Here is a 19584-nt window from a genome sequence, read left to right on the forward strand (position 1 = left end):
TGGAGCACTACCGGAACTTGGGAATCCGCTTCCAGCGGGTGCTGACCGATAACGGCGCTTGCTACCGGTCCAATCTGTTTGCCCAAACCGTCCGGGCGCTGGGGATACGGCATATCCGAACCAAGCCCTACACCCCCCAGACCAACGGCAAGGCCGAGCGATTCATCCAGACCAGCCTGCGCGAATGGGCCTACGCACGCCGGTACGCCTCATCGCAGGAGCGAGACGCCGCACTGCCGGCTTGGCTCCACCACTACAACTGGCACCGACCCCACATGGGGATCGGCAACCAGCCGCCTATTTCAAGAATCCCGCTGAACAACGTACTGGGTTTACACAGTTAGTCGGCTGCCTGACCCGTTCGCCGACTGACAGTCGGCGCTACCTCGGCTGCCTGACCCGTTCGCCGACTGACAGTCGGCGCTACCCTCGGCTGCCTGGCCCGTTCGCTGCCGCTTATCCGTTTCCGTCGTCGGTGTGTCGTGTGGTCAATGCGCCGGGGTCTTCCCGCGCATTTTCTGGAACCCGGTCACCGCCGCCAGCACCACCGCACCGGCGATCACGCCGACGATGAGGTTCGCGCCCGCTTCCACCAGCCAGCCCCACGGCGCCACCTTGCCGGCAATGCCCAGCACGAAGTGATGCACCACCGGCACGTTGTGCACCAGGATGCCACCGCCGACCAGGAACATGGCCAGGGTGCCGGCCACCGACAGGAACTTCATCAGCCACGGCGCCGACGCCACCAGACCACGTCCGAACGCGGCCAGCGCCCCGCCCTTCTTCGACAGGTACAGGCCCACGTCATCCAGCTTCACGATGCCGGCCACCAGCCCGTACACGAACACGGTCATCCCCAGGGCAATCACCACCAGCGCGGTGACCTGGTTGAGGAACGGCGCGGCCGACACCACGCCCAGCGACAGCACGATGATTTCGGCGGACAGGATGAAGTCGGTGCGGATCGCCCCTTTCACCTTGTCCTTCTCCCACGCCACCATGTCGACCTTCTCGTCGGCCAGCGCCTTCAGCCGTGCAGCCTTCTGCTGTTCGTCTTCCTCCTGCGAGTGCAGGAACCGGTGCGCCAGTTTCTCCACGCCCTCATAGCAGAGGAAGGCGCCACCGATCATCATCAGCGGGACCACGATCGGGATCGGATAGCCCTTGCCCTTGAGCCAGGCTTCCAGCGCGCTGATCGCCAGCGCCGCCGGCACCAGGATCGCTTTGTTGACCAGCGACCCCTTGGCCACGGCCCATACCACCGGCAACTCCCGGTTGGCGTTGACCCCGGTGACCTGCTGCGCGTTCAGCGCCAGGTCGTCGCCGAGCACGCCGGCGGTCTTCTTGGCGGCGACCTTGGTCAGGATCGAGACATCATCCAGCAGGGCGGCGATATCGTCGAGCAACGCAAACAGGCTGGCACCGGCCATGGCAATCCAGAAATCGAAGGGAGGCGCCGATTCTGACCCATCCAGCCGCGTTCGTGGAAGATCGCCCGGATTCACCGCCCCACCACCGCCCTGCGGCGACACTGCGGGTCCGTCCTGCCCCGGAGCCCTGCTTGAATACCACCCCTGTCATCCCCGGCTCGCCGTCGCTGGTCAAGGGCATGAACCGCCGCAGCCAGATCCTGCGCCTGCTGCTGCGCTACCGGCATTCGGGGGTGTTCTCGGGAATGAACCTGGATTCCCGTGCCATCCACGACCTGCCGCCGGAAGGCAATGCGGAGCAGTTCGTCACCGATCTGGAGTCGCTGGGGCCCACATTCGTGAAGCTGGGCCAGATGCTCTCCACGCGTCCGGACATGGTGCCGGTGGAATTTGCCACCGCGTTGGAGCGCATGCAGGAGAAGGTGGCGCCGATCCCGGTCGAGCGCATCTACAGCATCATCGAGCAGGAGCTGGGCGCCCCGGTCTCCAAGCTGTTCGCCAGCTTCGACCCGGTGCCGCTGGGCTGTGCGTCCATCGCGCAGGTACACCGCGCGCAGCTGCACGACGGCCGCGACGTGGCAGTCAAGGTACAGAAGCCCGAGGTGGCGGCGCAGCTGCGTTCGGACCTGGAGGTGCTGCGCAGCTTCGCGCTGGCCGCCGACCACCTCACCCAGGTCGGCCGCCGGGTGCGCCTGCGCGACTGGCTCAACGAGTTCGCCAAGACCCTGATGCAGGAGCTGGATTACCACGCCGAAGCCGAGAACCTGCAGCGCTTCGGCCAGCACCTGCGCCCGTTCAAGCCGCTGTGGGTGCCGCAACCGATCTGGGATTACTGCAGCCACCGGGTGCTCACCATGGAGCTGGCGCAGGGTGTCCGCGTGGACATGATTCCCGACGTACGCCGCACCGAGGAGCCGATGGCGCCACTGGCCGCTGCATTGATCCGCGGTTACATCGACCAGATCTTCGTGCACGGCGAGATCCATGCCGATCCGCATCCGGGCAACCTCCGAGTCACGCCCGAAGGCCGGCTGGCGATCTTCGACCTGGGCATGGTCGCGCACATGCCGCCGCGGCTGCGCGAGCGCCTGCTCAAACTGCTGTTCGCGGCCGTGGATGGGCGCGGCGAAGAAGTGGCCGACGAAATCATCGGCATCAGCACCCGCCTGGAAGCCTTCGACGAGGAACGCTACCTGCGCGAAACCGGCCAGGTCATCGCCCGCTACGCTGCCAGCGGTACGTTCTCCGAAGGGCGCGTGGTGCTCGACCTGGTCCGCATCGCCACCGCCAGCGGGCTGCGCACCCCGCCCGAGCTCAGCCTGCTCGGCAAGGCGCTGCTGAACCTGGAAGCGGTGTGCCGGCTGTTGTCGCCCGACCTGGATACGCGCCGCATCGTCGAGCGCCAGCTGCAGCACGTCATGCGCGCGCGCCTGAAGAAGTCGCTGTCGGCCGCCAACCTCGCCAGTGAAGCGATGGAAATGCAGCAGCTGCTGCGCGAGGGTCCGCGCAAGATGTCCGACATCCTCGCGCTGCTGGCAGAGAACCGCCTGCAGATGAAGGTCACCGGGCTGGAGGAATCGCGGCTGATGGAGAACCTCCAGAAGATCGCCAACCGCGTGTCCGCCGGCATCGTCACCGCCGCGCTGATCCTGGCGGCGGCAATGATGATGAAGGTCGACACCGGTTGGCACCTGTTCGGGTATCCCGCCATCGCATTCACCTTGATGTTGATCGGCGTGTTCCTTGGACTGGGCATCATCCTCAGCGCGTTGTTGTTCGACCGTCGCGCACGTTCAAGGGAAGAACGCGGCCATCGGTAAATGCGTACCCACCCACGGTGGGCACCTGGCGAAGGCGCGCATCCGCGCGCCTTCTTCACATGCGTTTTACCCTTTTGAACGCAAGGCGGTGTAAGCGCGCGCAGCGCGTGTTCAACAAACATTTCAGTCAGGTTCGTGCAGGCATGATCCAGTCATCGGCTTGTCATGCGGGTGTGGTTGGACAGCCGGTCGGATGGGAATACGTCGTCACGGCGTCCATCACCACCTGTCTCCGCTGCCGATGATGCCCATGCTCTGGATCCTGCTGCTGTCGCTGTTGCTGCTCACCTGGCTGTTGCTTGCTTCAGGTCGCTGGGCATGGTGGAAGGCAGGCTTGATGTCGCTGCTGCTGTTGACGCTCAGTGCATGGTGGTTGATCAACAAACTCTCCGGCGATGGCCTGAATGCAGCCACCCTGTACCACCTCGGCGCCGACATGGAAGGCGCCGGCGTCTCCGACTTCAAGGGCTACATCGCCGGCTTCATCGCATTGGTGCTGCTGTCGCTGCTGCCCCTGCTCACCCCGCGCATCAAGCGCTGGCACCGCACCGCGCACGGTCGGGGCGTGTTCGCCGGCTTCCTCGCCGTGTGGGTGCTGGCGATCGGCGTCAGCCCGCTGTACCGCGACGGACAGCGGCTGTACCAGCAGATGCGACCGGTCGATTACAGCATGGTGGCCCCGGAGTACCGCGTGCCGCAGCAGCCGCTGCGCAAGCCACGCAACATTGTGTGGATCTACGGCGAAAGCCTGGAGCGCACGTATCTGGATGAGTCCACCTTCCCCGGGCTGATGCCGAACCTGAATCGCCTTGCCGGACAGTCGCTGGACGTGCGCGGGCTGGTTTCTGCCGAGGGCGGTGGCTGGACCATCGCCGGCCTGGTGTCGTCGATGTGCGGCGTGCCCCTGACCACCGCGCAGGGCGATGAGAACAGCATGGACCGCATGGGCAGCTTCCTGCCCGAAGCGGTATGCCTGGGCGATTACCTCAAGCAGCAGGGCTATACCAACCATTACCTGGGCGGGGCCAATGGACTATTCGCCGGCAAGGGTCAGTTCCTGGCCACGCACGGGTTCGATGCCGTGGATGACCTGGCCTGGTTCAAGCAGCAGAAGATCGGCCGCTCGCATTTCTCCACCTGGGGCGTGCACGACGATGTGCTGCTGGACAAGGCCTACGATCGCTTCATGCAGCTGTCCAAGGCCGGCCAGCCGTTCATGCTGACCACGCTCACCATGGATACCCATCACCCGGCCGGGCACCTGCCGGTGGCCTGCAAGCGCACCCGCTACCAGAGCGATTACGGCAACATCGGACTGCTCAATGCCCTCAAGTGCACCGACGGGCTGATCTCCAAGCTGGTCGACCGCATCCAGGCCAGTCCTTACGGCGACGACACGCTGATCGTGATCGCCTCCGACCACCTGGCCATGCCCAATGACCTGAGCCACATCCTGGCCAGGCAGAAGCGCGAGAACCTGCTGCTGTTCCTGGGCAAGGACATCGCCCCGCGCCAGCTTGCGGCCGAAAACGGCTCGACCCTCGACTCGGGCGCGACCCTGCTCAGCCTGATCGAGCCGGAAATCGGCGAGATCGGCTTCGGGCGTTCGCTGCTGCAGCCCGAGCGCCCGAAGAGCGCCAGCGCGGCGGCGTTCCGCGACGACGGCAAGGACTTCCCGCGTTACCTGGCGTTCTCGCGCTCGTTGTGGCTGGGCGACAAGACCCGCCAGCTGCGCATCGACGACGACAACCAGGTGGTGATCGGCCTGCAGCATGTGCAGCCGCCGGTGCTGCTCGAATACGACAAGCAGTGGGACCTGAAGTCGGTGTATCTGGAAAACACGTCGAAGCAGTTCGACCTGGCCGACCCGGCCAACACCCTGGCTTACGTGGATCGCTGCACCGCCTTCGAGGATGGCTCGGCCGACGGCGACTGGTGCGCGATGCTGGTCAACCGCGACAAGGGCATCAAGCTGTACCGCGATGACCAGCTTCGCCAGGGCTTTGCCGTGGATGCGCCGCTGGATCCGTTCAATGGCCCGCGCCCGAGCATCCGCCAGGCGCACATGATCACCCAGAAGGGTCGTCGCACCCGCGCCGGCCAGTACATGCTGCAGCTGGTGGCGAAGCAGTCGCCCGATCGTGGCTTCTGGATCGAGGCGGTCTCGTCCAAGCGCAAGGTGGTGGTGGCCCAGCAGTGGGTGCAGCCCGATGCGGAAGGCCGCATCAGCGTGCCGGTCGGGCTGGATCACGAAGTGGATGATCTTGAAATCCGCGCGTGGTTGAACCATGCCGAGAAACTGGCGGTCGACACGTTCGCGCTGATTCCGTCACGACGTGGCAATCGCGGCTGATCCTGCCGCGCGCCGCGGTATCGCGCGCCGATTCTGCGATGCCTCGCACACATCCGCCGCCCGCTGAGCGGCAAAATCGGCGCCCGCCGATGTCGATCCGGGGAGCACTTCATGCTGGGCCCACTGCCGCCGGCGGGCCGCACGGCGCACGCGCCGTTGCCGGCCGTTGGCGCCGCGGGCACTGCGTCCGCGCGTGTACGGCCTGGCAGCGTTCATAACACCCCCTGGCCGCCAGGCGACGCGCAGCAGCGGCCGTTGCAGCCGGTCGTGGACCGCGTCCTGCGTCGCTGCCCGTTGCTGCCGTCGGAACTGGCCCGGGTAGAAGCACAGCTGTGTGAACAGCTGTCGGTCGCGGCGGCAGACGTGCTCGGCGCGCACCTGGCCAGCGTGCTCCGCAGCACCCCGGTCGCCGAGCGACCGGCCACGCTGGATCGGGTGCTGCGCCACGCGGACGCCGACGCCGCCTCGACCGCGCGCGCGTGGCGGCGCGAAGCGGCGCGCGTCGCCGCGGCGCTGGTCACCGGGCTGGGACAGCTGCACGGCCAGCGGAGTATCGGCATGGCGCTCTACGCCATCGCCAATGCGACCCTCGGCGAGCACGGTGCGCAGCTGCTGGCAGGCGCGCAACTGGCCACGGCGGTGCCGCAGCTGCTGCAGGAGCCGCAGCTGCTGCCGTGGCTGTACTGGCTGTGCCAATTGCCGCTGCCATCGCTGCGCGGCGGCGCCTGGGTGGAGCCGTTGCTGGCGCTGCTGCCGCCGCAGCTGGAGTGCGTGCTGCAGCGGGCCGATGCCACGCACGCCCTGCTGTGCCAGCCTTTGCAGTTGCCGACGTCGCCGTTGAGCCTGCTGCTGCTGGCCACCACCTGGGCGCTGTGGTTCCGCCGGCCGTCGCACCCGGCGCCCGCGACTGCAGCAGGTCGCCAGCTGGCACGGTTACCGGTTGCGCTGGATCGGGTGGACCGGGTGGGTTCAGCCCTGCACCGCCTGTTCGCGCCGCCCGCCGTACCTGCGCAGCGCGCGGCAGGGCCGCATGCCACCGCTGCCGTTGCGGGCGCCGCCACGGCAGCGTCCGCCCGGTTGCCGCGTCCCGATCCCACCGTGCTGGTGGCGATGGCCGCCGCGGTGCCCGTGGCGTGCCGCGCTTCAGCGCAGCGCCGTGTCGTCGCTGCGGTGGCCGGCCTGGCCGCCGCAGGCGCCGGGGCTGCCTGGCTCGGTGCGGCCTGGAACAGCGGCGCGAGCGCGCCGCGCCCGGAGCCGCCGGCGCAGACGTTACCCGGCGATCCCTCCCGGCGCCGGTCACCCCGCGCAGCCGAGGGCGATCCGGCGCGCGAGGAAGCGGCCGCGCAGGACCGCGTTGCCCTGATCGACGCGCTCTGGGCGCTGCGTGACAACGCATTGGCCGTGGGCAGCGCGCCGGTGCCACCGTCACCGTTCGTTCCCACCGAAGGCTCGCCGTTTACGATCGCCCTGCAGCGGGTCCGCCAGCAACTGACGTGGCTGTACCGACAGGACGATTTCCTGGAACGGTTGTATGCCGAACGCACGCCGCCGTCGACGCTGCGCGTGGCCAACGCCACGGTGAGCGCAGCGCGGGTGGTCTCCGGTACCCCGGTGGTACTGCATCCGCTGCCAGCCACGGACAGTGGGGGGGCCTGGTCCGCCCCGACCGCCGCGCTGCTGGACGATCTGCTGCGTCGCGTGGGGGCCGCCGGCGGGTGTTTCGACAATGCCATGACCGCGCGCCTGGATTGTGCGCTGGGCTTCTATGCCGGTCATGCGATACCGACAACGCCGCAGACGCCCCACGCCATCGACCGGCTGATCCTGGCGCAGGAGCAGGTGCTGCACCGATCCGGGGACGGCACCACGCCGGCCACCAACGAAACTGCCACCCTGCTCCGCCTGCGGCAGCAGGTGCTGAAGGTGAAAGCGCTGCCCATCCGGGGCCTGGCGCCGCATTGGCCGGGCTGGCGCCCCGATCCCCGCTCGCACCTCGGCCACAACATGGCGTTGGCGCGCAGCCTGCTGCTGCAGGTGTCGGCCCATGCCGAGGTGATCGCACTGTGCTGGCACCAGCATGCCGACCCTGCGCGACTGGTGTATCCGGCGCACGGCCCGGTGCTGGCGCGCGCGTTGCAGGGCCCGCGTACCGTGCCGCTGTTCGAGGCCGGCCACCCACCGCCGGCATTGAGCGCCGTCGACACCCTGCTGCGTGGCATCGCTACGCTGCTGCACGCACCGGTGCGCTCCGACGGTCGGCTGCAGGTGCCGGAAATGCTGGCGTACTATGCCGCGCCATTGCCTGCGGCACCGATGGACGACGCGCCGTTCGATACCTGCCTGGCCATCCTCGACCGACAGCTGGCGCCGCCGCCAGCACCGGCGACCGGGCCGCACCAGGTGCAGGCCCTCTGGGATACCGCGGCCTCGGAGCTGGCAACCCGGGATCATGCACGCCTGCTGCAGCACCTGTGGGAACGTTTCGACGCCCGGCTGGACACCTGGGACGCAGCGCTTGCCCAACAGCGTCTCACCCCGGCGCACGGCTCGCCGTTGGAGACCGCCTGGCGCGACGCGCAACGCCAGGTGCGGCAGGTGTTTGAACTGCCGACGATCTGGATGGAGATGCGGCGCCTGAATGCCTCGTTCCATTCACTGCGGGTAGCCACCGATGGCATTACCGCGCGGGTGCGCGGCTCCGGCCGGAGCGTGGTGGTGGTCGACGGGCTGGCGGACACGCTGGAAGCGTCCCTCGCCCGGCGCCTGGACGCGTTGTACCGCATGACCGACCGCCTCGGGCGGTTCTCTCCCGGCAACAGCGTGCCACTGGCCAATGCGCTGCAGTTCCACGGTGCGCTGCCGCGACCGGTGGTCGTGGCGTGCGCCTCTCCGGTGCTGTGCACCCAGGCCCATCTGCTGCATGCCATCGCACGGGTACACGACGACTGGCTGCGGCAGACCGCGGCGCCCTCGCGCTGGCACCAGGCCAGCAATGAACTGCAGGCATTGCGCTCCTTGCTGGGCCGGGACCCGGACGCAGCCACCCGCGGCCACCGCATGGCCCTGGGTACCGCCACCGCCACCACGCTGCAGCCCGCGTTGTCGGCGTTCGCCGACCTGCTTGCACTGCCTGGGCTGGAGGCGTCGCTGCAGCACCTGCGGCCGCCGCCGCTGTGGATCAGCGTCGACGCCGACGGCACCGTGGCCGCCCAGGATGCCAGCGGCCTGCTGCATCCGCTCAATGCCACCGCTGCGTGGCGGCACGATCCGTCCGTGGCGCCGCTCCTCACCGCATTGCGCGACACCGCGGCGCGGCTGGGCGGACGGGTGCGCTCGGACGGACGCGTCAATGTCTCGGACATCCTGACCGCACACGGTGGCTGCGGACCCGAGGAGGAAACCCATTTCGATGGGGCCGCACGCTGCGTGGAGCGGCTGCTGGGTGAACTGCGCCTGGGCATGCGCGCTGATCTGCTGCACGCGTGGGACACACTGGACGTCGACGACCTGGCACGGATCCGTGCGGCCACGAGCGCGTTCCTGGCCCAGCGCGCCCCCGACGAACAGACCCTGCTCGAGTACCTGGCGCGCCCCCTGCTCGAGCGCGGCGACATGGGCTGGGACCAGGTGCACCGCACCAGTCACCTCGTCGCCGCCATGGCGCGCACCCCGCGCGCGCTGCTGCTGCAGGCCGCCCTGCTGCACGCACTGGGGTGGTACGCCGGCAGCGTGCACGCGCCCACCTCCCCCACGCTGCTGGCGAGCCTGACCCGGGTCGCCATCGTGCTCGACCTGGGCCCGGCCTCGGACCGCGAGGCCCGGGTGCTGCTGGGTTACCGCCTGCACAAATCCTCCAACTGGGGGCGCACGTTCGCGCAGATCCGGCTGGATTTCCAGGACTACCTGCACAGCATGGGACGTATTCCGGCCTCGGCACTCGGCATGGCCACCACCCTGGCCCTGCAGGATCACGCGCCCGAGCTGCTGGCGCCCGATGTCCCGCCCAACCTGGTGTACGCCAATACCATCGCGTCGATCCAGTTCGTCAGCGGCGTGCACCTGGCCGAACAGATCCGGCGCGGCCTGTCACAGCAGATGCGCTTCAGTGAACTGCTGCGTCTGTCATCGGACCTGGCCGAAGGCGTGGGCGTGCCCGACCTGGTCAAGCAGATGACGCTGCAGGCACGTCGGCTGCCCACCCAGGACTGGTACGTGTTCCGCCAGCTGGAGCGCGCGTCGAGCCCGCCGATGCGGCCCGCCGAACGGATCGAAGCGGCGCTGGCCGCATACGACCAGCGGGTGGCCGACATCGAACGCGCGGTAGCCGACGTGCTGGCGCCGCTGCCCTATCGCATGCCGCTGCTGGAAGCGGAAATACGCCGGGTGTTTCCGCGCTTTCCCGGAGTGCTGGCCGAACAGGCGTGGAATTCGACGGACTTCCTGCTATGCCACGACGACAACCACTTCGGGCGCAGCTTTCCGTTCTTCGAAGTCGCCGCGGCCGGCGCGCTGCGCACCGACGCCGATCGCTGGCGTCCATGCCGCACCTTCGTGCAGGATTCGCCGCTCAACCGCGCGCAGGGCAACCCGCGTTACGAGGCGGCACTGCAGGAGGCCTACGCGCGGATGCGCCCCGCGCTGCCCCTGCTGGCCGACGTCAACGCGCGTTACCAGCGCCGCTTCGACGCCTATTTCCGCAAGGCGCAGCAGGGGTATGGCGTGTTGATCGAAGAAGCGCTGTACCAGCGCCCGGAGGACGAGCGGCATGCGCTGATGCAGGGCCAGGTGCAGGTATTCACCCTGCGCACCCATGAACCTGATCTGGAAGCGCGCCAGGAGACGCGCAACGACACCGATGCCTACCGCGGCCGCTTCGGCGTGGTGTACACCCTCACCCTGTCCGGCCAGCCGCGCCACTTCCAGCTGTTCCCGCTGCAGAGCCGGATCGTGCCGCTGCCGCTTGACGGGCCGCTGCCGCTGGGCGGCGAACTGCAGAACCGCAAGGTGCGCCTGCGCAGCGGCAACATGGCCACCGTGCAGGTGCGCCGCGGCACGCCGTTGCCGGTGGACTGGGACGCGTATGCCACCGACAAGGCACCGGCCGAGGGACGGTCCTCGGCGGTGATCGTGGAGCGGCTGCTGGCGCCGAACGCCACGCAGCGCGACCCGCACGCCCGCCGCTCACCGTTCCACGCCCTGATCGAGCCGATCCAGCACGGGTTCTTCTGGCTGGATGCGGACAGTTTCCGACGCGAGGGGTGGGCGCCCACCGGCTACGAACTGCACCTGGACGACGCACCGCTGTGGCTGAAGACGGTGGACTTCTTCGTGCCGTTCGTGGAGAACCTGCGCCGCATCGCCTCCCGGAACCGCAATGAATTCGCGATGGCCGCGTTCGGCCTGTACCTGGAAGCGATCATCGTGGTCGGGCCGGTCGTCGGCGGCATGGCCAAGGTGCTGGCCCGGCCGGGATTGAAGCTGACCCTGCCGCGCTTCGCGGAACTGTCGCGGGTCCTTGGCCATGGCACCCTGGACGCGCTCAATCCGGCCGCCGGCAGCCTGTCGCTGCTGCGGGTAGGGGTCAGCGTGGTGCAGCGTACCGCGCGTGGCAACCTTCGCTTCCTGTGGGCGGTGATGGGCCGGCAGCCCTCCGCTGCCCGCCCGGCGGGCATGCGCTGGGCCATGCGCGAGGGCATGGCCATTGCCAAGGAGGGCAGCTCGCTGGCTTCCCCGCTCTACGAGATCAAGGTCCGTACCGTCGATGGCATTCCCGGTGCGATGGTGGCGCCGCCGCCGGTCGCCAGTGGCAGCCGCACCCTGCATCTGGTCGACCCGGCCACCTTGAGCCTGTACGGTCCGGCGCTGCAGGAGCAGCTGGGGGAAAGTGGCGGCGCGGCCGGCATGCTGATCAAGGTAGGCGGCGCGCCGCGCACGCCCCACGTGTCGCCGGGCAAGGCGCTCAAGCCGATCAAGCAGGGGCCCAAGGCGTCTGACGAACAGCCCGGGGAGGATACCGGGCTGCTGCAGCCTCCCGTGCTGACCCTCCCCGACCACCGCGCGCTCGGCGTGCCTGCGGCGCACCCATGAAACCGCGTGGTCAGGGGTCGTCGCGGGCCGGCGCCGGGTCGCGCACCAGATGGATGTCGGTCGGCGCCGACAAGGCGATACCGGCCGCAGCGAAGTTCTGCAGCATGGTGAAGTACAGGTCGCTGCGCACGCCGTACACCGCGCGCGGACCGGAGGTATAGGCGAAGCTGTTGATCGCGACCTGGCCGTTGGCGATCGAATCGATGAACACCGACGGCGCCGGGTCGGCCAGCACGCCGACATGCGCGGTGTAGGCATCGAGCAGGATCTGCCGCACCGCGGCGACATCGGTGCTCAGCGGCACGCTGAACTGGATCTGGATCCGGCCCTGCGCGTTGCCCATGGTCATGTTGCGGATCGTCTTGGTGATCAGCTCCGAATTCGGCACGATCAGCGTGGACTTGTCGCCGACCTGGATCTCGGTGGAGCGCACGTTGATGCGCCTGATGTCGCCTTCCTGGTCGCCCAGCTTCACCCAGTCGCCAATCTTGACCGGACGCTCGGCCAGCAGGATCAGGCCGGAGACGAAATTCTGGGTGATCGCCTGCAGGCCGAAGCCGATACCCACCGACAACGCGCTGACCAGCAGGGCCAGGCGTTCCAGGCCGATGCCCAGCGCGGTCAGCCCCCACAGCACCGCCAGGATGATGCCCAGGTAGCGGGTGACGGTACTGATCGAGTTGCGCGCCCCGGCGTCGAGCTCGGTCTTGGGCAGGTAGGTATCGGTGAGCCAGCGCTGGAACGCCTGCATCGCCGCCCACACCAGCAGGAACGCCAGCACCGCGTACACCACGTCACCCGGCTTCAGCGTGACCTTGCCCAGCGTGATGCCCTTTGACAGGGTATCGAGCCCGCCAAACAACGCGTTGGTGTTGCCGAACGGCGCGGTCAGCGCCAGCACCGCCAGCACGATCACGCCGATGCGCAGCACGGCCGACAGCAGCACCCCGCCCTGCTCCAGCCGCGACGCGCTCAGGCCGGTGGTCAGCACCACGGTCTGGCCGATCCGTCCGCCCGGCGACAGCAGCCAGATGGCCAGGTCGTCGGCGAACTTCAGCAGCAGCGAGGCGGCCAGCAGCACCACCGCACCCCAGATCAGCTGCTGGCCGACGAACAGCGCGAAGTTCAGGTAGCCCAGCAGCGTGGCGATGACCGCCGCCGACACCACCACGTTGCCGACCACGCGGGCCAGCACGATCCAGCCGCTGCGGCGTGCGCCGACCTTCGGCTTGGCCGCGGCGTCGGCGCCCTGCGCGTCCAGTTTGGCCTGCACCTCGTCGGCCTGGCGGCGGTGCATGCGCGCCAGCGATACCAGGATGGCGATGATCAACACCATGTAGGTGATGGCGATCAGCCCGTCCACCGCCACCGTGGTGACCTGGCTGGTGCGCGCCTGCTTGTTCAGCGCCACCAGCAGGATGCTCACCCAGGTCAGCCCGGCCGCGCACCAGGCGTACTTGCGCAGGCGCCAGGCCATCTCGTCATCGAGATTCATCAAGCGCCAGGACGGTCGCTTCGGCATCAGCAGGGCCGCACTCAGCGCGGCCATGAACGCCGCCACGAAGGTGGCCACCTGGAAGTTCAGCGCCACCGCTTCAAGGCGCGGCGGGATGGCGCCGATTTCCTGCAGGGAGCCGACCAGCATCGCCGCGGCAAACCCGGGCAGCAGGGTGCCCACCGCCAGCAACCAGACCGCCAGCCCCGAGCGCCGCAGGCGGCCGTCGGGGGCACGCTCGGAGGCGGCAAAGCGCCGTCCCAGCGCACGCAGCCACAGGCGCAGCGGGAAGAACATCAACAGTGCCATCGCCGCACCGAACAGCGGCGTGCCCCAGCCGTGCTGCGCGATCGCCTTGCGCGCCGTGGATTCGCCCTGCCGGTACAGTGCCGCCAGTCGATCCAGGTCCGCCGGCACGTGGGTCGCGAACTGGCGCCACAGCGAGGGCGAGAGCGGCGAGTTGACCTTGCGCACCAGCTCCTCGCTGAGCTGGGTGGCGCGCATCTTCTCGATATCGGCGCTCAGCTGCTTGGCATCCACCGACAGCAGGCGGGCCCGGGCGATGGCCGCGGCGATGTCCGCCCGTTCCTGGTTCAGCGACTTGCGCTGCTGGGCCAGGTCGCGCGATTCCACCGTGCCTTCGGCAACCGCCCCCAGCTGCGAGATGCGGATGTCCAGCTGGTCCAGCTGCGGCTGCAGGGCCGCCTGCGCGTCATCGGCGCGGCGCTGAACGCCCAGGGCCCGATCGGAGAGGGTCTTGAGCGTATCGCGGGTTTCGGCATCGTCCAGCGACTGCTGGATCGCGACCAGGTCCTTGCCGGCCTGCGCCAACTGGGCGAGCGGCTGGTTCTGCCCGTCAGCGGCGCCCTGCGCGAACGCAGCAGGGGCGGCCAGCAGCCAGGCGCACATCAACAGGCCGAGCAGCGGCCGCAGCAGGGGAAAACCAGGACGGGAAGACAAACCAGCAGTACCAGGGCAACACGCGGACCACCGCGCCTTGGCGGACTATAAACCGCTACGTGTTCACATCGGGTAAGCGCCGCCGCGGGGCTGTCACGCCCGCATCGTCCCGGCTTCACCCGGCCGTGGCGGCAGCCCCTGCATCGTGGTTTCAATGTCCCTACCGATGCCAGCAATGACCACCCACCCCGAGCTCAAGACCGTCACCAACCTGCAGCTGCCGCGCTACGCCGGCACGTGGTACGAAATCGCCCGGCTGCCGATGAAGCACGAACCTGACGCGTGCACCGATGTCAGCGCGCACTATGAGGTCAAGCCGGACGGTCATGTCACCGTACTCAACCGCTGCCGCCTGGGCGACAGCATCGAAGAAGCCGAGGGCGAGGCCAGCGCGGTCGACAACGATCCGGCACGTCTGGAAGTGAGCTTCCTGCCCAAGGGCCTGCGCTGGATTCCCTTCACCAAGGGTGACTACTGGGTGATGCAGGTGGCGCCGGATTACACCGTGGCGCTGGTAGGCAGTCCCGACCGCGACTACCTGTGGCTGCTGGCGCGCCAGCCCGAGCTGGACCCCACCGTGCAGGAACATTACCTGGCCCAGGCGCGCCTGCAGGGCTTCGACCTGACCCGGCTCATCCAGACCCCGCACACCGGCCGACCCACTGCCTGACCGCACATGGACCTTAAAAGCGGGTACCCGTTCTGGGCCATCAGCAATGGGCTGATGCACGCCTTCCCTCCGCTGCGCCAGGATCACAACTGCGACGTGCTGGTGGTCGGCGGCGGCATCAGTGGCGCATTGATCGCCGACGAACTGTGCGCGCACGGCCATGACGTGGTGCTGATCGAACAGCGCGACATCGGCTGGGGCAGCACCGCGGCCAGCACCGCGCTGCTGCAGTATGAAATCGATACCCACCTGATCGACCTGGCCAAGCGCTACGGTGAAGCCGATGCGGTGCTGGCCTACCGCGCCTGCGCCGAGGCGATTCCTGCACTGCGCGAGGTGGCCTCGGGCTTCCGCGGCGTGGACTGCCAGCCCATGCAGAGCCTGTACTACGCCAGCAAGCGTCGGCACCGGTCGGTGCTGCAGGAGGAGTACGCCTTGCGCGACCGGCATGGCTTCGACGTGCGCTGGTTGGAGGCAGAGGCCGTGCAGGCGGAGTTCGGCGTCCAGGCACCCGGCGCGATCCTCAGCGCGCTGGCCGCGCGGGTGGATCCCTATCAGCTTACCTACCGTCTGTTGATGCGGTTGGCCAAGGCCGGCTGTGCGGTGCATGACCGTACCGTGCTGGACACGCTGGAGCCGACCCCGCGCGGGGTCACCGCCACCACCACCGACGGCGTGCGCATCCGCAGCCGCCACGTGGTGCTTGCCACCGGCTATGCCGGGCAACACTGGTTGAAGCAGAAGGTGGCCCGCAACCGCAGCAGCTATGCGTTCATCACCGACCCGATCGACACGGCCGAGCTGGGACCACTCAACGACACCATGGTCTGGGAGTCGGCGCGCCCGTACCTGTACATGCGCACCACCGGCGACCATCGGCTGCTGGTGGGCGGCGAGGATGACGCGGTGGACGTCCCGGCCCGCCGCGACGCCCGCGTGGCCGGCAAGACCGGAACGCTGCTCAAGCAGGTGGCGAAACAGTTTCCGCACCTGCCGCTGTACCCCGCGTTCTCGTGGGCCGGCACTTTCGCCGAAACCGCCGATGGCCTGCCGTTCTTCGGTCCGCACCCGCAGTGGGGTTCCCGGGTACTGTTCGCCATGGCCTATGGCGGCAATGGCATCACCTATTCGATGGTCGGGGCGGGGCTGCTGCGCGCGCAGATCGAGCGGCGGCGCCACCCGCTGGCCGCGCTGTTCGGTTTCCAGCGGCTTGGTTGATCGCGGCGACCGCAGCGGGACACGGAGGTTCCGCTTGCATGCGTGGCCACGACAGGCATCATTCAAGCAACGGCTGCTAGCGTCAGCGCTGTCGGCCGCCTTGCCTGCCCCGGAGCCCACCATGATCCGCCCGCTTTCCCTGCTGCTGTGCCTGCTGGCGCCCGGCGTCGTGCTGGCGCAATCCGCCGCTGGCGCCACCGGCCCGCAGTCGGCCACCGACCTGGACCTGTCGTTGCCGCAGAAACCGCTGCAGTACATGAACGACCCCACCCTGCGTGGCGACCCGCCCGGTACCTTCTATGGCGACAAGAGCGGCCGCCGCGCCCTGCCCCGTGATGCCGCGGGCAACCGCATTGCCGGCGTGACCGACGACAAGCTGCGGGTCAATGGCAGCATCACCACCGGCATCGGCTACGCCGAGGGATTCGGCAATACCCACTTCAATGCCGCCGAGTTGAACCTCAACAAGAATTACACCAACGACGAAGGCAAGACCCGCAACATGAACCTCAACATCCAGATCAGCGAGGGCAAAGGCCCTGGCTTCTATGGACCGTATGGGGGTGGCTACGGGTACGGCCGCGGCTATTGGGATGCCGGTCCCGGCCCGGTGGGCTGGTAACCGGCAACCCTGCCAAGGGGCTCAGTCGAACCAGCCATCGCGGCGGCTGCTCAGCACACGCCCATCGTGGCCGCTCATCCGCACGTCCACGCGCTGGTTGCGGGCATTGCGCGCCTCCAGCGTCCAGGTGGCGCCGTCCCGCTCCACCGACTCGATCCGGGTCAGTCCGGCCTTGCCGGCCAGGGCGAGGATCTGACCGGCATCGAGCATGGTCCGGCCATCGCGCGGGTCGAAGATTTCGCCGGTAGCCGGGTCGATGATCACATCGTCGGCGCTGCCATCGGCGCGGGTGACATCGGCTTCCCACACGCCGTCATCGCGCTCCAGTTCGTGCACCTGGGTGTAGCCGGCGGCGCGCAGCTTGGCCTGAACGTTGGCGGCGGACAGATCGGCGGCGAAGGCCGGGGCGGTGGTGAAGGCGGTCGCCAGGGCGGCGGCAAGGATCAGCTTGTTCATGGGGGAGTTCCTGAAAGAGGTACCGGACCATCCCGGCGCCGCCAGTCTGGCAAGCGCGCTTAAGCACAGCATGAGTCCGCTTGTCAGGAAACGTTTAAGCGCCGCGCGTATACCGTAGGCAGCCTTTTTCCTGTCCGGGTTGCCATGACCGCCCTGTCGTTGCTGCTTCCGCTGCTGTTGACCGCCACCGCGCAGGACCCGATGCGGGTTCTCGATGGCGGCGCGCGCCAGCAGCAGGCCGTGCGCCAGGCCGTGCAGCAGGGCCGCTATGTGCCCCTGGAGACGGTGGTGCGCGACGCGTTGCGCCGCCACCCCGGCCAGCTGCTGGAAGTGGAGCTGGACGACGGCCGGTACGAGATCGAAATCCTGGGCGCCAACGGCGTGGTGATGGAGCTGGACTATGATGCGACCAGTGGCCGCCTGCTGAAGATGGAAGAGGACTGATGCGACTCCTGCTTGCCGAGGACGATGCCGTGCTTGCCAGCCAGCTGCAGCTGCTGCTCGAGGATGCCGGCTATGTGGTGGTCCACAGCAGCGAGGGCATCGACGCGGAGTACCAGGGCCAGGTGGAGGACATTGCCGCGGCGATCGTCGATCTGGGCCTGCCCGGCCTGGATGGCCTGAGCGTGATCGAGCGCTGGCGCGAAGCCGGGCGTGATTTCCCGGTGCTGGTGCTGACCGCGCGCACCCGCTGGCACGACAAGCTGGCCGGCTTCGATGCCGGTGCCGATGACTTCCTGACCAAACCGTTCCAGCCCGAAGAACTGCTGCTGCGCCTGCGCGCCTTGATCCGCCGCAGCGCCGGCCATGCCAGCCCGCGCCTGCAGTGCGGTCCATTGCGGCTGGACGTCAACGCCGGCCGCTTCGAACTGGACGGCGTGCTGCTGCCGTTGAGCCCGCAGGAGCACCGCATCCTGAGTTACTTCATGCACCACCCGGACGTGGTGATCAGCCGTTCGCGCCTGGGCGAGCACGTGTATGAAGCCGGTTTCGATCCCGATTCCAATACCCTGGACGTGCTGATCGGCCGCATCCGCCGCAAGCTGGGCAGCACGCTGATCCACACCCATCGCGGCCAGGGCTTCCGCCTCTCCGCGCAGCCATGAAGACCCGCTCGCTGCGCAGCCGCCTGCTGTTGGCCGGTGGCCTTGGCATGGTGCTGGTATCGGCGCTGGCGACCTGGTGGCTGGGTGCGATGTACGAGCGCTCGGCGCGCTCGGCCATGGACCAGCAGTTGGGCAACGACCTGATCGCGGTGCTGGCGCTGGTGGAGGCCGATGCCCAGGGCGCCGTGCAGGTGCGCGGCGAGCTGGGCGACGAACACTACCGCCGCGTGTTCTCCGGCGCGTATTGGCAACTGCAGGATGTGCAGGGGCGCCCGCTGGGGCAGTCGCGTTCGTTGTGGGATGAAACACTGGCCACGCCCCCCACGCTGCGTACGGGCCCTGCGCAGGCGTACGACACCAGCGGCCCGCTGCAGCAGCCACTGCGCGCGCTGGCCCAGCAGGTCAGCCTGCCACGCGTGGCCACTCCGCTCCGGGTGGTGGTGGCCACCGACCGCAGCCAGCTTGACGCGCAGGTGAGCGCGTTCCGCCAGCGCACGGCGCTGGCGCTGATCGTGCTGATCGCGCTGTGGTTCGCGGTGCTGGTCACCCAGGTGCATTACGGCCTGCGCCCCCTGGCCGAACTGGGCCGGATCGCCGAACAGGTGCGCAACGGCGAGGACGTCCGGTTTCCGCAGCAGGGGCTGGTCAAGGAAGTCGCGCCGTTGGCCGGCGAGCTCAACGCGCTGCTGGACCACCACGGCCGCATGGTGCTGCGGGCGCGGCGCAGCGCCCAGGACCTGGCGCATGCACTGAAGACACCGCTCACCGTGCTGACCACCGAGGCGGCCGGCGATGGTCGCGACTGGCGGCGCACCCTGCGCGGCGAAACCGCCCGCATGCAGGCCAGCATCGACCGCTACCTGGCCGTGGGCGTGGCCGCCGACCACCAGCAGCGCACCCCGGTAGCGCCGGTGGTGGCGGCACTGTGCGGGTTGATGCAGCGCGTGCACGGCGAGCGCGACGTGGCCTTTGCCTGCGATGCGCAGGCGGCAGGCGTGTTTGCCGGTGCGCGCGAGGACCTGGAAGAGATGCTGGGCAACCTGCTGGACAATGCGGGCAAATGGGCCGCGCGGCGGGTTGAGGTCAAGGTGACCCAAGCGGGAAGCCGCCTGCACATCGCGGTCAGCGACGATGGCAATGGCCTGCCGGACGCCGATCTTGAACGCGTGCTCGGCCGCGGCGTGCGGCTGGACCAGCGCGCGCCCGGCAGCGGCCTGGGACTGGCCATCGTGGCCGATATCGCCGAAAGCTACGGTGGCGGATTGGTGTTGCGCAATGGCGCGCCGGGGTTGCAGGCGATGTTGACGTTGCCATTGGGTTGACGGCCCCCCGTGTAGCGCTGACTGTTGGTCGGCTGCCTTTGGCGA

At 68.6% G+C, this 19584-nt stretch carries 13 protein-coding genes; 10 read left to right on the forward strand and 3 right to left on the reverse strand.

The window, feature by feature from the left end; all coding sequences use genetic code 11:
• Nucleotides 1–344: integrase core domain-containing protein (locus ACIGII_RS00005; RefSeq protein WP_399657363.1), on the forward strand; the 344-nt coding region annotated here is incomplete at its 5' end.
• A gap of 144 nt (nucleotides 345–488) precedes the next feature.
• Here ACIGII_RS00005 and ACIGII_RS00010 read toward each other — a convergent pair.
• Complete coding sequence (locus ACIGII_RS00010; RefSeq protein ID WP_399637462.1) at nucleotides 489–1430, reverse strand: DUF808 domain-containing protein; 942 nt, start codon at nucleotides 1428–1430, stop codon at nucleotides 489–491.
• Nucleotides 1431–1609: 179 nt separating this feature from the next.
• On the opposite strand from ACIGII_RS00010, the gene ACIGII_RS00015 reads away from it, so the two are divergent.
• The 3 genes from ACIGII_RS00015 (at nucleotide 1610) to ACIGII_RS00025 (ending at nucleotide 11690) form a co-directional block, all read left to right on the forward strand.
• On the forward strand, nucleotides 1610–3250 hold the full coding sequence (locus ACIGII_RS00015) for an ABC1 kinase family protein (RefSeq protein ID WP_399637800.1): 1641 nt from the start codon (nucleotides 1610–1612) through the stop codon (nucleotides 3248–3250).
• 250 nt (nucleotides 3251–3500) lie between these two features.
• A complete protein-coding gene (locus tag ACIGII_RS00020; RefSeq protein WP_399637464.1) occupies nucleotides 3501–5603 on the forward strand; it encodes a phosphoglycerol transferase I in 2103 nt (700 codons plus the stop codon).
• A 267-nt stretch (nucleotides 5604–5870) separates the two neighbouring features.
• A complete protein-coding gene (locus tag ACIGII_RS00025; RefSeq protein ID WP_399637466.1) occupies nucleotides 5871–11690 on the forward strand; it encodes a hypothetical protein in 5820 nt (1939 codons plus the stop codon).
• A gap of 10 nt (nucleotides 11691–11700) precedes the next feature.
• Here ACIGII_RS00025 and ACIGII_RS00030 read toward each other — a convergent pair whose 3' ends face one another.
• Complete coding sequence (locus ACIGII_RS00030) at nucleotides 11701–14094, reverse strand: DUF3772 domain-containing protein (RefSeq protein WP_399637803.1); 2394 nt, start codon at nucleotides 14092–14094, stop codon at nucleotides 11701–11703.
• A gap of 226 nt (nucleotides 14095–14320) precedes the next feature.
• Between ACIGII_RS00030 and ACIGII_RS00035 the strand changes: the two genes are divergently transcribed.
• The 3 genes from ACIGII_RS00035 to ACIGII_RS00045 all read left to right on the forward strand — a co-directional run bounded on the left by ACIGII_RS00035 (nucleotide 14321) and on the right by ACIGII_RS00045 (nucleotide 16655).
• Nucleotides 14321–14815 carry a lipocalin family protein gene (locus ACIGII_RS00035; RefSeq protein WP_399637469.1) on the forward strand — a complete coding sequence of 165 codons (495 nt, stop codon included), beginning with the start codon at nucleotides 14321–14323 and terminating at the stop codon, nucleotides 14813–14815.
• Nucleotides 14816–14821: 6 nt separating this feature from the next.
• Nucleotides 14822–16033, forward strand: a complete 1212-nt coding sequence (locus ACIGII_RS00040; RefSeq protein WP_399637472.1) for an NAD(P)/FAD-dependent oxidoreductase — start codon at nucleotides 14822–14824, stop codon at nucleotides 16031–16033.
• Between the two features lie 121 nt (nucleotides 16034–16154).
• Nucleotides 16155–16655 (forward strand): hypothetical protein, encoded by a 501-nt coding sequence (locus tag ACIGII_RS00045; RefSeq protein ID WP_399637474.1) that lies wholly within the window; start codon nucleotides 16155–16157, stop codon nucleotides 16653–16655.
• Between the two features lie 21 nt (nucleotides 16656–16676).
• Here the strand turns inward: ACIGII_RS00045 and ACIGII_RS00050 are convergent, their stop codons facing one another.
• On the reverse strand, nucleotides 16677–17111 hold the full coding sequence (locus ACIGII_RS00050; RefSeq protein ID WP_399637477.1) for a PepSY domain-containing protein: 435 nt from the start codon (nucleotides 17109–17111) through the stop codon (nucleotides 16677–16679).
• A gap of 144 nt (nucleotides 17112–17255) precedes the next feature.
• On the opposite strand from ACIGII_RS00050, the gene ACIGII_RS00055 reads away from it, so the two are divergent.
• From ACIGII_RS00055 to ACIGII_RS00065, 3 genes are read left to right on the forward strand one after another with little or no spacing between them, the layout of a single operon-like run.
• The gene (locus tag ACIGII_RS00055; protein WP_399637480.1) at nucleotides 17256–17555 is read left to right on the forward strand and encodes a PepSY domain-containing protein; all 300 of its coding nucleotides are present in this window, start codon (nucleotides 17256–17258) and stop codon (nucleotides 17553–17555) included.
• Nucleotides 17555–18217, forward strand: coding sequence for a response regulator transcription factor (locus ACIGII_RS00060; protein ID WP_399637483.1), 663 nt, complete (start codon nucleotides 17555–17557; stop codon nucleotides 18215–18217). Before ACIGII_RS00055 ends, ACIGII_RS00060 begins: the two co-directional genes overlap by 1 nt.
• Nucleotides 18214–19539 carry an ATP-binding protein gene (locus ACIGII_RS00065; RefSeq protein ID WP_399637485.1) on the forward strand — a complete coding sequence of 442 codons (1326 nt, stop codon included), beginning with the start codon at nucleotides 18214–18216 and terminating at the stop codon, nucleotides 19537–19539. Before ACIGII_RS00060 ends, ACIGII_RS00065 begins: the two co-directional genes overlap by 4 nt.
• Nucleotides 19540–19584: the final 45 nt, after the last annotated feature.

The organism is Stenotrophomonas sp. NPDC077420 (assembly GCF_044543385.1).
Lineage (GTDB): Bacteria > Pseudomonadota > Gammaproteobacteria > Xanthomonadales > Xanthomonadaceae > Stenotrophomonas.